Origin of the sequence: Microbacterium sp. NPDC055910, from assembly GCF_042271185.1 — a bacterium.
Taxonomy (GTDB): Bacteria; Actinomycetota; Actinomycetes; order Actinomycetales; family Microbacteriaceae; genus Microbacterium.
Window position 1 is genome coordinate 1 of sequence record NZ_JBHJZS010000053.1, and the last position, 12105, is coordinate 12105.

The following is a 12105-nucleotide window of genomic DNA, read 5'->3' on the forward strand; positions in this document are numbered from 1 at the left end:
GACTGCAACGGCGCGCCGAGACCGTGGGTAGACCCCGCAGTCTCGGCGTGCCGTTGCGGTCTCGCGGTCAAGGAGGGTCACTCCCACAGCACGACGCGGCGGCCGGCGATCGCCTCGACGCGCACGGGGGTGTCGTAGAGCGCTGCGAGGCATTCCTCGGTGAGGACCTCGTGCACCGGGCCATGCCGCACGACGCGCCCGTCGCGCATCGCGACGATGTCGTCGGCGAACTGCGCCGCGACGTTGATGTCGTGCAGCACCACGACGATCGTCATATCGCGCTGCGCGCTCTGTTCGCGCAGCAGCTTCATGAGGCTCACCGCGTGCCGGGGGTCGAGGTTGTTGAGCGGCTCGTCGAGCAGCAGGTGATCGGTGTCCTGCGCCATCGCCATCGCGACGAAGGCCCGCTGCCGCTGGCCGCCCGACAGCTCGTCGAGGAACCGCGTGCGCACGGCCCCGAGGTCGAGCAGGGCGAGGGCGTGCTCGATGCGCTCGCGATCCTTCGGCGTGCGTCCCGGTCCGCCGTGCGGAAAACGGCCGTACGACACGAGGTCCTCGACGCTGAGCCGAATCGCCAGATGATTGTCCTGCCGCAGGATCGCCAGACGCCGCGCGATCTCCCGCGTGCCCGTCGTGGACACGTCGAGACCGTCGACGGTGATCGTGCCTGCCGTCGCACCGATCAGGCGTCCGACCGCAGAGAGCAGCGTCGACTTGCCCGCGCCGTTCGGTCCGATGATGGCCGTGACGCCGCGGCCGATGTCGAGGGTCACGTCGTCGACGGCGACGAGAGTGCCGTGGCGCTTCGCCACGGAGTCGATCCGGATCATGTCATCGGGCCCTTCCGGTCAAGACGAGGACGATGAAGAACAGCCCGCCGACGAACTCGATGACCACCGGCAGCTCGGTCGCGAAGCCCAGCACGCGGGCGAGCAGGAACTGACCCCCGACGAGCGCGATCGCGCCGATCGCGACGGCGGCGGGGATGCTGCGCCGGTGCCGATGCCCGACGATGCCGTAGGCGAGGTTCGCGACGATGAGCCCGAAGAACGTCACAGGACCCACGAGAGCGGTGGATGCCGCGACGAGGGCGGCGATCACGACGATGACGTGCATCACGATGCGCCGGTGCTCCACGCCCAGTGAGATCGCCCGTGCCTCGCCCAGCGAGAGCACGTCCAGCGCCCGACGGATCGGCCACAGCGACGCGATCGCGATTGCGACGAGCGCACCCGTGGGAAGGAGCAACTCCCGGTTGATCGAGGTGAAGCTCGCGAAAGCGAGGTTCTGCACGATCGCGAAGGTGTCCGGATCGAGCAGACGCTGCAAGAACGACGTGACCGAGCGGAACAGCACGCCCAGCACGAGACCCGCGAGCACGATCACGTGCAGGTCGAGGCGGCGCCGCTGAAAGAGCCACCAGTACAGCAGCACGATCGACCCCGCCATGAGGACGAGCTCGACGGTCCACGACGCGAGCGGTGGAGCCGACACCAGGAGGGCGGGACCGATCGCGAACGCGACGAGCACCTGGATCGCCATGAAGACGGCGTCGAAGCCCATGATGCCGGGGGTGAGGATGCGGTTGGCCGTGATCGTCTGGAACAGCACGGTCGCGACGCCGATCGCAGCGGCGGCGATCACCATTCCGATGACGGTGCGTGAGCGCAGGTCCAGCGCATACTGCCACGCACCGGGAAGGCCCGTGAACAGGAACAGCGCGATCGCGGCGATCGCGACGACGATCAGGGCGGCGAGACGCACGGCCGGGGAGCGATAGGCCGACGCGATGCGGTCGGTGCGGACGAGAGTCGTCATCGGCGGGCACCTGCCCCCGCAGCGGGAGTTCGAGAACGGTGCGGGCGCGCCGCATCCGACGGCTGGGCGGTGCCCAGCAGCATCCACAAGAAGACGACCCCGCCGATGACGCCCATCACGATCGAGATCGGCAGCTCATAGGGGAACCGCACGACCCGACCGATGATGTCGCACAGCAGCACGAGCGCGGCCCCGAGGAGGGCGACGACCGGGACGGATCGGCGCATGTTGTCGCCGACGAGACGGCTGACGATGTTCGGCGCGATGAGCCCGAGAAAGGGGATCGCACCCGTGATGACGACCATGACGCCCGTCACGATCGCGATGATGCCGACGCCGAGCCCCATGACGGCTCGCGTGTCGAGGCCGAGCCCGCGCGCGGTGTCCTCGCCGAGCCCCGCGACGGTGAAGCGGTCCGCGGCGATCCAGGCGATGAGGGCGGCCGCCGCCGCGACGTAGAGCATCTCGTAGCGGCCTCGCATGACGCCGGAGAAGTCGCCGATGCCCCAGCTCATGAGTTCCTGCAGCACGTCGGACCGGTACGCGATGAAGGTCGTGCCCGCGCCGATGACGCCGGCATAGAGGATGCCGACGATCGGCACGAGCACGCTCGAATGCGACGGGATCCGGCGGGCGAGGGCGAGGAACCCGACCACGCCGACGAGGGCTCCGGCCGCGGCGATCACGGCCTTGACCCCCAGAGGCAGGCCGGGGGCGGCGAGAAGGAGCAGCAGGAGCGCGAAGCTCGCGGCATCCGTCGCTCCTGTCGTGCTCGGCTCGACGAACCGGTTGCGCGTGAGCAGCTGCATGATCAGGCCCGTCACCGCGAAGGCGATGCCGGCGAGGATGAGGGCGAGCGTGCGGGGCACCCGGCTCGCGACCAGGATGAAGACGTCGAGCTCGGCCACGCCGATGAACAGCGAGACCGTCGCGAGGGCGATCACCGTGACCACCCCCGCGACGATCAGCGACGTCGGAGAGAACCGCTTCAGAGGTCTGCGCTCCCGGTTCGCCGTCGTGGGATCACGCGTCAGCCCGTGATCGCGTCGTGCACCGTCGTGAGGACGTTGTCGATCGCGGTGAGGCCGTTGATGACGATGTAGAGCTCGTTGCCCGGCAGTTGCACGATGCGCCCCTCCTGGGCGGCCGTCGTGCGGTCGACGATCTCGTTGTCGAGCGTCTCGGTCGCGGTGCTCTCGCCGCCGGTCGCGGCGCCGCGGTCGAAGGCGAGGATCCAGTCGGGGTTCGCCGTCAGGATGAACTCGTTCGTCACGGTGTCGCCGTGCGACGAACCGTCGGCGCCGGGAAGGTCGGCGGCGACGACCGCGGGGGTGAACCCGAGCGAATCGAAGAAGTAGCCGAAGCGCGAGCCCTCGCCGAAGGCACCGTACTCGCCGCCCGAGATCGACAGCACGAGCGCCGTGCCCGAGACTTCCGCGCGGATGGCGGCGAGCAGATCCTCGATGTCGGCGGTGAGCTCGGCGACCTCGTCCTCGCGGCCGAAGATCTCGCCGAGCTGACCCGCACGGGCCAGCCCCGCCTCGACGTCGAACGTGCCGCCCGACGTGCCGGTGAGGTCGATCGTCGTCGCGATCTGCGAGAGCTCGTCGTACTGGCTCGTGCTGCGGGCCGCCGTGATGATCAGCTCCGGCGCGAGCTGGGCGACGGCTTCGAAGTCGGGCTCGAAGAGCGAACCGACCGTGGGCAGATCGGCGTACTCCGCCAGGTAGTCGGGCAGGGTCGCGTCCGGGATGCCGACGACGGCGTCTCCTGCCCCGATCGCGTGCAGGGTGTCGAGCGACGCGATGTCGAACGTCACGACGGATGCCGGTTCCCGGGGTACCACGACGGAGTCGCGCGCCGCGTCGCCGTCTTCGCGCCACACCGTTTCGCCGTCTTCCTCGACCTGGATGAGGGTGGGCCGGGCGTTCTCGACGAGGATCGTCGCGGCAGCATCCGAGGGGGCGTCTTCTTCGGCGGTGGCGGACGGTGAGGCGCAGGCGGTCACGGTCAGGGCGAGAGCGGCAAGGCCCGCGAGCGGCCACAGCGTTCGAGTGCGATGAGTCATGTAGGTAAGGCTAACCTTAACTCGCGCATTCGGAAATCCACGCCGTAACATCGCGCCCGGTCCGGGCGCGGCGTCAGGCGAGCGTCAACTCAGAGGCGAGCGCCGTCGTCGTCGCGGTTCTCGATGCCGACCTCGCGACCGCGCCAGGACTCGTACGCGATGAGCCAGCCGATCGACACGGCCGCGGCCAGCAGCAGGCCGAGCCACACATTGCCCCACACCATGCCGAACAGGATGCCGAGCGCGAACACCAGCGCAGTTCCGAAAGCCCATCCGGTGTGGCCGCGCTGCCAGCCAGGTCGTCGATTCGCCATGGTGCCCAGCCTAGGGGCACACGGCGCTCAGGACCGTTCGGGACCCGCGGACGCCCACCCGACCGCATCGTCGAGGGCCGCGACGCGGAAGAACCGCAGCTCGCACGGGAAGAGGAAGGCGATGGCGTGGATCACTTCGCCGACGATCGTGTGGTCGGTCACGAGGGCGATGCGCCCCCAGGCGCGCGCGGGTCTGCTCTCGAGCTCGGCATTCTGCCACAGCGCGCCGAGGGAGTAGCGGTCGAACTCTTCGCCGAGCACGAAGACGACGTTGACCTTCGCATCGTGCTCGATCGCCGCATCGATCGCGGGATCGACGACGTTCCGGTAATCGGAGGCTTCGACCGTGCCGACGGCGCGGAAGCCCACAACGCCGGCGGGGAGGTCGGGGAGTGACTCGATCATGACGTCATCCTCGCGTCCCGGGGGCGCGAGCACCAGAGCCCGGGTTCAGCGGGCGCGGTGGTCTTCGGGGTGCAGGCGCGGTCCTCGCCGCGGCTCGTGTGCGCCACTCACCCTGATCAGCCGGATGACCCGCTGCCGCTGCCCCGGCCACGCCGCGAGCAGCTCGAGCATGCCGTCGTCGTCGACGCGGTGGCCGGTCAGGGCGAAGCCGACCTCGTGCGCGAGATGGTAGTCGAAGACGCTCACGGCGTCGGGGTCTCCGAAGGCCCGGATGCGCGTCTCGGCGCTCGTCCACAGTCCGACGCCGCGCACCGCGGTCAAGACACGATCGCGCTCATCGCTCGTCGCGGCCGCCGTCACGGCCCGCACGACGGACTCACCGCGGCGTGCCGCCTCGACGACGGCCCGCGACTGCGGCGGCTCGAGACCCGCGCGATGCCACGTCCACGAGGGGATGCGCCGCCACTGGTCGATCGTGGGCGGCGCGAACATCGGGCGCGGCGTGGGTCCGGGAGCGCGCTCGCCGTGCCACGAGACGATGCGTCGCCACCCGCCGAAGGCCTGCAGGCCCGTGACCTTCTGCTCGAAGATCGCGCTCGCGAGGGCGTCGAAGACGAGGTCGGTGCGGCCCAGACGCAGACCGGGATGCCGGCGGTGCGCATCCGCGATGAGGGGATGCTGCGCCGCATCGAACCCGCGGGGGTCATCTCGCGCGCCGCACAGCGCCGGCAGCTGCTCGATCGCCCACTCGGCGCCACGGCCCCACGCGGCACCGCGGACGGCCCCGTCGGATGACTGGCGCAGCGCGAGCGTCGCGATCCCCGCGGGGGTGCGGGCCGCACGCCAGATGACGTGGCCCGCCGTCGTCATGGTCGGGTCGTTCGCGCCGTGACGCTGGTGCAGCACGGTGCGCCGCAGGTCGAGAGGGTGCGCGGGGCGGTACTCGGTCTCGATCGGGCGCGACGACGAAGACTGCGGCTCGACGAGGGGCCGACGGGCACCCGCCGGCAGGCCGCGCACGGCGGCGGCGTGCGCCCAGCGTCGCGCGGGCGCGCGGTTCGCGGAGGATGTCGTCACGCCTTCACACTACGTCGGCTCTCCGACGTCGGGATCAGACGCGGTCGGGCGACGGCGTGCCGTGGCCGAAGCGGATGACGACATCGGCGTGGCGGTCGAAGCGGTATCCGACTCCCCGCACCGTGCGGACGATGTCCTCGTATCGGCCGAGCTTCGCGCGCAGGCGGCGCACGTGCACGTCGATCGTGCGTTCGCCGGGGATCTCGTCCTCGGTCGCGGTGCGCCACAGCGACGAGACGAGTTCGGCCCGCTCGATCGTGCGGCCCTCGCGCAGCACGAGATACTGCAGCAGCTCGAGCTCCTTGAAGGTGAACGCGGCCGACTCGCCGTCGATCAGCACGCGCTTGCGCGAGATGTCGACGACGACGCCGCCGGGCGCGTTCTCGTCGTCTTCGGGCTCCTCCGGCGTCGCGCGGGCGAGGGCGGAGGGCTCGTGCAGTGCACGGCGCACGACATCGACATCCCGGCCGCCCGCGCCCGTGGGGGCGAGCGCGACCGTCGCGTACGTCTCGGCGCTGGGTGCCAGGTCGGCGAGCGTGCGGCGCAGGGCGTCGACCAGCACGCCGAGCGAGACGCCCGACGCGTCGACCTGAGCCTCGTCGAAGCCGACATAGAGGGCGAAGCCGCGGGGCGTCGTGCCCTCGGGCAGATGGCGCACCGGGGCGGGCGCGGGCGCGGCCGCGGGAGCGGCGGCGGGAGGAATGATCGCGACGGGCGACGTGACGGCGCGGAGGTGGCGGGGCTGCGAGACGGCGGGGCGTTCGAGGAGAGCGGTGTTCGACATGATGATGAGGGTCCTTGCGGAAGCGAACCCGAGCGGGTTCCACGTGCGGCGATGAGCCCCGGAGGGGGCGGGTGCGCGGCATCCGGATCCAGGATCCGAAGCGGCGGGAGACTCGCGGCCGGCGCGCGTTCAGAGCGGGCGGCGGCGGTCTGCGGCGATCAGCGCGTCAGCGGCACATTCGACAACACAGAGCAACGCGGCCGGGCATCATCATCCCGGCAGTCCCGTTCGCCTTCCAGGCGGACAGAGAGCGTGCGTTGTCAGACATGACGCCGATTATGACCGAACGTGTCGCAATGCGTCAAATCGCTCGGTGAGCGCGCCGCCCGGATGGTCGGATGACGCAGAGTGCTCAACGCCGGGAACCGGCGTCGGTGACCGCCCCCGGCACGGCGTGCGGGGGATAGCCTGACGGCATGACTGAGCTGCGCTTCTCGCATGAACCGGATGCCTCGCGGTACACGCTGCACCGCGGCGACGATCTCGTCAGTGTGCTCGACTACAACGACGACGGTCGCTCGGTCGCGATGACGCGCGCCTACACCGTCCCGACGTTCCGCGGACACGGGTACGCGGCGATCATCGTCGACCGTGCCGTAGCGGCGCTCGAGGAGAGCGGCGACCGCACCGTCATCCCCGTGTGCTGGTACGTCGCCGATTGGTTCGCGGCGAACCCCGATCGCGCGGCGATCGTCGAGCCGCGCCATCGGGCATGATGCTCGACATGGAGGACCTCTTCACGACCGTCGCGGTCGTGTTCGAGGTGATCGGCGCGCTCGCGATGGTGGTCGGCTTCGTGATCGCCATCGTGCTGGGAATCCGCTCCCTCGCGCGTCGTGAGGGCGGCGGGACGGCGTTCCAGGTGCTGCGCACGACCCTCGGATCGGCGATCCTGCTGGGCCTGGAGGTGCTCGTCGCGGCCGACCTCATCCGCACGATCACCTCGAAGCCCTCGATCGAGGACGCCTTCATCCTCGGGCTCATCGTGCTCATCCGCACCGTGCTGTCGATGTCGATCCAGATCGAGATCGAAGGGGTGCTGCCGTGGCGGCGCGCTCTGCTCACGAGCGGCGGGCAGCTGCTCGGCGAGGCAGTCGCCCGAGACCGCGCCGCGTCGCGGGACGCAGCGACGACGGATGCCGCGACGCGGGGTCGCGGCGCCTAGTCACGCTTGTCCGACGCTGTCAACGGGGTGCGCCGCATCGCCGCGGCGCGCGACGCTGGTGGGGACGAAAGGAGTCCGCGATGGACCGCGATCTTCCCGAGGGCGTCGACGAAGCCGATGCGCCGGCCGGCCGCGAGCCGATCACCGACGGCGCCGCGAGCGATCAGAACGCCGCCGTCGAGGGATCGCCCGATCTCGTGGACGACACGTCCGCGACCGAGGCCGGTCTGCTGACCGACGCCGCCGCGCCGCCCGACGACCCCGTTGCGGGCGAGCGCGTGCGTCGCAATGCCGACCCGGACCTCAGCGCGGACCGAGGAGAGGAACCATGATGAGCACGACGGGCAACGAATTCGAGCAGCCGGGGATCAACCTCCCGGACCGCAAAGACGCCGACGGCGCCGAAGCGACACCGGCCGAAGGCGAGCCGACGCGCGAGGACGTCCCGGCGCAGAACGAGCCGACGCACACCGCCGTCGGTGTCGGCGTGGTGTCCGAGGGCGCCGACCACCACGGTCAGGACGGCACGCGCGACACCCTGACGGCAGGGGAGGCGCAGCGCGAGGGAGGCGCACTGGGCAGCGAGCAGACGCAGAACCTGCCGGCCATGGACCAGAACAACGCGTCCGAGGTCGAGAAGGTGGCGGGCATCCTCGCGCAGACGCGGTCCGACGTCTTGCAACTGCCGCGCGAGCGCGTCGTCGAGGTGCTCCACCAGCGCCTCGAGCAGGCCGGCATCGCGCTCCCGGACGCCGAGGTCGAAGAGCTCGCGGATCAGATCACGACGGGCGACGCCTGACGATCAGCCGACGAAGCCGAGGATGAGGGCGGCCGAGGGCGCGGCATCCCGGATCATCGTCTCGTGACCGTGCCCTTCGACCTCGGCGAGCCGCCCGTCGGGGAGCGCGCGGACGACCTCTTCGCACCAGGAGCGAGGCGCGACGACGTCGTGCTCGCCGCGGATGACGAGGGTCGGCGCAGCGACGGCGGGGAAGACGTCTTCGGGTCGGTGCTGCAGCATCGCGCGGAATTTCATGCGCAGCCGCGGTCCGGCCCGGACGTATTCGCGCGCACCCACCGCGATCACCTTGGGGCTTTCGACGGCGATGTCGCGCACGAGCCGCCACAGCTGCCGCAGCGGCGTGCGGGCGGCCGGATCGCACGCCGGCCCGAGCAGCACGACACGGTCGACCAGACCCGGATGCCGCGCCGCCAGCTCGACGGCGATCTGCGCCCCCATGGAGTGGCCGGCGACGACGACCGGGGAATCGGATGAGGCCCGCACGAAGGCTGCGAGCAGGTCGGCCGTGCGCTGGATCGTGAGGATGCGGACGGGCTCGGGCGCCTCGCCGTAGCCGGGCAGGTCGACCGCGACGACGGGAGCGACGTCGCTCAGCACCTCAGCGAGATCTCCGAAGACGCTGCGCCCCATGCCGATGCCGTGGACGAGCAGGAAGGCGGGACGACGCTCGCCGGACGCGGGCCCCTCGTGCTCTTCGGCGATGAGGGTCGCGCCGGCGTACGTGAAGGATTCCGTGCGCGGCATATGTGAAGCGTAGCCACAACGGTGTCCGAACGCGCCGCCGGGCTCAGGGGCGATGTCGGAGGGGTCGCCTACCGTCGAGACATGCGCATCCTGCACACCTCGGACTGGCACATCGGCCGGTCGTTCCACGGGAACTCGACGCTCGAGGCCCTCGGCGGCGTGCTGACCACTCTCACCGACCAGGTGCGTGAGCACGGCGTCGACGTCGTCATCGTCGCGGGCGACGTCTTCGACTCCGCCGTGCCGGCGGCGGCGTGCTATTCGCTGCTCTCCGACACGCTGCGCGGTCTCGCCGACGCGGGCGCGCGCGTCATCGTCACCAGCGGCAACCACGACTCCGCCGCGCGACTGGGATTCCAATCCGCGCTGCTGCGCGACGACATCCGGGTCGTGACCGATCCGCGCAGGGTGGGTGCGCCCATCACGATCGACGACGCACACGGGCCCGTCCACTTCTACGGCATCCCGTACCTCGAACCCGCGCTCGTGCGCTCGGTCTGGCCCGACGTCGGGATCCGCTCGCAGGCGCAGGCGGTCGCACACGCCATGTCGCTCGTGCGCGCCGACCTCGCCGAGCGCGGAGGTCGCTCGGTCGCGATCTCGCACTGCTTCGCGGCGGGAGTCGAGGCGACACCGGGGGTCGAGCGGGACATCCAGCAGGGCGGACTCGACGTCGTACCGCTGTCCGTCTTCGACGGTCCCGACTACATGGCGCTCGGGCACATCCACGGGCGCCAGCAGCTCTCCGAACGCGTGCGCTACGCGGGCGCGCCCCTGCACTACAGCTTCGGCGAGTGCGACAAGCCGCGCGGGTCGTGGCTCATCGACCTCGACGCCGACGGCCTGACCGGTGCGGAGTGGATCGCGCTTCCCGTGCCGCGCCGGCTCGTTCGCCTCGTCGCCCCGCTCGACGAGCTGCTCTCCTCCGACGCGTTCACGGTGCACGAAGACGCCTGGGTCGATGCGCGGTACACCGACGCCGCTCCCCAGCGCGATCCCATGCGGCGCCTGCAGCAGCGGTTCCCGTTCTGCGCCAAGGTGACGCACGCGCCGACCGAGCGGCACACCGCCGGCCAGGACACCTACGCCGCCCGCGTGCGCGCGGCGCGCACCGACGACGAGCTGATCGACGCGTTCCTCGCGCACGTGCGCAACGGCGTCGGCGCGACTCCGCGCGAAGCCGAGATCGTGCGCGACGTGCTCGCCGCGCACGCGTCGGCGGTCCCCGGCGACGAACGGCCCAAGGTCACGACATGAAGCTGCACCGTATCGACCTCGAAGGGTTCGGGCCGTTCCGCGACCGTCAGACGGTCGACTTCGACGCGTTCGACGCCGACGGGCTGTTCCTCATCACGGGGCGCACGGGCGCGGGCAAGTCGAGCATCCTCGACGGCGTCTGCTACGCGCTCTACGGCACGGCACCCCGGTACGACGGCGGCGACCGCGGGCTGCGCAGCGACCACGCCGAACCCGATGAGGCGACGATGGTGCGCCTCGAGTTCACCGCGGCGGGGCGTCGCTGGCGTGTCACGCGCGCGCCCGAATACGAGCGGCCGAAGGCACGCGGCGCGGGCACGACGGTGCAGAAGTCGACCGTGCTCGTCGAAGAGCTCGCAGACGAGGTGTGGCACGGCCGCGCGACGAAGTACCGCGAAGCCGCCGAGATCCTCGACGAGATCCTCGGGCTCACGCGCGACCAGTTCCAGCAGGTGATCCTGCTCGCACAGAACCGGTTCGCCGAGTTCCTCCTGGCCAAGAACGACGAACGACAGGCGCTGCTGCGCACGCTGTTCGGATCGCTGCGCTACGAGGAGTACGAGCGCGAGGTCGACCGCCTGCGCTGCGACGCGCGCGCCGCGCTCGAGGGCGACAGCGCCACGCTCGACGCGCTTCTCGTGCACGCCGAGGCTCTCGTGCGCGACAACGCGCTCGACGGGGCACCCGCCGAACCCGACGACGAGGCGACGACGACGGCGGCGCAGCGGGTCGAAGCGGTGTGCCGGGCCGTGCCACGCGCCCGATACCGCGCAGAGGGCTCGGGTCGGCGGCGTGACGACGCCCAGGCCGCGCACGACGCCGCCCTCACGCACTACAGCGCGCAGAAGGCCCTGCGCGAACGCCAGGAGCGACGCCTCGCGTCGCGGCGCGCGCTCGCCGCACTCGAAGAGCGCGCGCCGCAGGTCGACGCCGACCGCGTCCGACTCGAGCGGTCGGCGGCGGCCGAAGCGCTGCGTTCGCCCCTCGGCGCCGCGGAACGGGCCACCGCTGCGGTCGCACGCGCCGTCGAGCGCGAAGCACGCGCACGGGCGACGTGGGTCGAGCGGGTCGGGGCCGACACCGCAGCCGCCACCGAGCCGGACGACGCCGCGGCGCTCGCCGCTGTCGTCGATGAGCTCTCCGGAGATCTCGCGATCTGGGCCGCAGCCGCCGAGCACGAGTCCGCTGTGCCGGCGCTCGCCGACGCCGTGCGCCTCGCCGACACCGCGATCGACGGCCTCCGGGACGAGACGGAGCAGCTCCGTGAGGTCGCTGCGCGGCGAGCGACCAGACTCGCCGAGCTCGAGCCCGAGATCCGGGCGCTCGAGGCTGCGGCTCCCGCCGTCGAGCCCGCCCGCGACACCCTCGCAACGGTCACGACGCGCCTCGAGGCGGGGCGTGAAGCGGAGCAGCTCGCACCGCTGGCACACGCGGCCGAAGCCGAGCACCTCGAGGCGACGCGGTCGCTCGAACAGCGCACAGCCGCCGTTCGAGCTCTGCTCCAGCGCCGACTCGACGGCTACGCCGGTGAGCTGGCGGCCGCGCTCGTCGACGACGAGCCATGCGCCGTCTGCGGGGCGATCGAGCACCCGCATCCTGCCGTCCCGGCCGGCGATCCGGTCACCGACGAAGCGGTCGCCGAACAGTGCCCGGCGCAGCGCGAAGAGATCG

Annotated in this window: 15 protein-coding genes; 6 read left to right on the forward strand and 9 right to left on the reverse strand. The window is 71.4% G+C overall.

Annotated elements, in window-relative coordinates:
• Window positions 1–77 precede the first annotated feature (77 nt).
• The 8 genes from ACFC3F_RS14525 to ACFC3F_RS14560 form a co-directional block, all read right to left on the reverse strand.
• Window positions 78–830 carry an ABC transporter ATP-binding protein gene (locus ACFC3F_RS14525; protein WP_376131243.1) on the reverse strand — a complete coding sequence of 251 codons (753 nt, stop codon included), beginning with the start codon at window positions 828–830 and terminating at the stop codon, window positions 78–80.
• A gap of 1 nt (window position 831) precedes the next feature.
• Window positions 832–1818, reverse strand: a complete 987-nt coding sequence (locus ACFC3F_RS14530) for an iron chelate uptake ABC transporter family permease subunit (RefSeq protein WP_376131246.1) — start codon at window positions 1816–1818, stop codon at window positions 832–834.
• Window positions 1815–2771, reverse strand: a complete 957-nt coding sequence (locus ACFC3F_RS14535; RefSeq protein ID WP_376131249.1) for an ABC transporter permease — start codon at window positions 2769–2771, stop codon at window positions 1815–1817. Before ACFC3F_RS14535 ends, ACFC3F_RS14530 begins: the two co-directional genes overlap by 4 nt.
• 77 nt (window positions 2772–2848) lie before the next feature.
• Window positions 2849–3886: a siderophore ABC transporter substrate-binding protein gene (locus tag ACFC3F_RS14540; RefSeq protein ID WP_376131252.1), complete on the reverse strand. Its 1038-nt coding sequence runs from the start codon at window positions 3884–3886 to the stop codon at window positions 2849–2851.
• 89 nt (window positions 3887–3975) lie between these two features.
• A complete protein-coding gene (locus tag ACFC3F_RS14545) occupies window positions 3976–4200 on the reverse strand; it encodes a hypothetical protein (RefSeq protein ID WP_376131255.1) in 225 nt (74 codons plus the stop codon).
• 27 nt (window positions 4201–4227) lie between these two features.
• The gene (locus tag ACFC3F_RS14550; RefSeq protein WP_376131258.1) at window positions 4228–4605 is read right to left on the reverse strand and encodes an STAS/SEC14 domain-containing protein; all 378 of its coding nucleotides are present in this window, start codon (window positions 4603–4605) and stop codon (window positions 4228–4230) included.
• A gap of 45 nt (window positions 4606–4650) precedes the next feature.
• The gene (locus ACFC3F_RS14555) at window positions 4651–5616 is read right to left on the reverse strand and encodes a DNA-3-methyladenine glycosylase family protein (protein WP_376131285.1); all 966 of its coding nucleotides are present in this window, start codon (window positions 5614–5616) and stop codon (window positions 4651–4653) included.
• Window positions 5617–5716: 100 nt separating this feature from the next.
• Window positions 5717–6466 (reverse strand): winged helix-turn-helix domain-containing protein, encoded by a 750-nt coding sequence (locus ACFC3F_RS14560; RefSeq protein WP_376131261.1) that lies wholly within the window; start codon window positions 6464–6466, stop codon window positions 5717–5719.
• Between the two features lie 416 nt (window positions 6467–6882).
• Here ACFC3F_RS14560 and ACFC3F_RS14565 point away from each other — a divergent pair, with 416 nt between their 5' ends.
• The 4 genes from ACFC3F_RS14565 (at window position 6883) to ACFC3F_RS14580 (ending at window position 8430) form a co-directional block, all read left to right on the forward strand.
• Window positions 6883–7182 (forward strand): GNAT family N-acetyltransferase, encoded by a 300-nt coding sequence (locus ACFC3F_RS14565; RefSeq protein WP_376131264.1) that lies wholly within the window; start codon window positions 6883–6885, stop codon window positions 7180–7182.
• A gap of 8 nt (window positions 7183–7190) precedes the next feature.
• Window positions 7191–7631, forward strand: a complete 441-nt coding sequence (locus ACFC3F_RS14570; RefSeq protein WP_376131267.1) for a DUF1622 domain-containing protein — start codon at window positions 7191–7193, stop codon at window positions 7629–7631.
• 80 nt (window positions 7632–7711) lie between these two features.
• The gene (locus ACFC3F_RS14575) at window positions 7712–7963 is read left to right on the forward strand and encodes a hypothetical protein (protein ID WP_376131270.1); all 252 of its coding nucleotides are present in this window, start codon (window positions 7712–7714) and stop codon (window positions 7961–7963) included.
• The gene (locus ACFC3F_RS14580) at window positions 7960–8430 is read left to right on the forward strand and encodes a hypothetical protein (RefSeq protein WP_376131273.1); all 471 of its coding nucleotides are present in this window, start codon (window positions 7960–7962) and stop codon (window positions 8428–8430) included. Before ACFC3F_RS14575 ends, ACFC3F_RS14580 begins: the two co-directional genes overlap by 4 nt.
• A gap of 3 nt (window positions 8431–8433) precedes the next feature.
• On the opposite strand, the gene ACFC3F_RS14585 is transcribed toward ACFC3F_RS14580, so the two are convergent.
• Complete coding sequence (locus tag ACFC3F_RS14585) at window positions 8434–9177, reverse strand: alpha/beta fold hydrolase (protein ID WP_376131276.1); 744 nt, start codon at window positions 9175–9177, stop codon at window positions 8434–8436.
• A gap of 81 nt (window positions 9178–9258) precedes the next feature.
• On the opposite strand from ACFC3F_RS14585, the gene ACFC3F_RS14590 reads away from it, so the two are divergent.
• Window positions 9259–10434 (forward strand): exonuclease SbcCD subunit D, encoded by a 1176-nt coding sequence (locus ACFC3F_RS14590; protein ID WP_376131279.1) that lies wholly within the window; start codon window positions 9259–9261, stop codon window positions 10432–10434.
• Window positions 10431–12105: AAA family ATPase (locus tag ACFC3F_RS14595; protein WP_376131282.1), on the forward strand; the 1675-nt coding region annotated here is incomplete at its 3' end. The genes ACFC3F_RS14590 and ACFC3F_RS14595, both read left to right, overlap by 4 nt.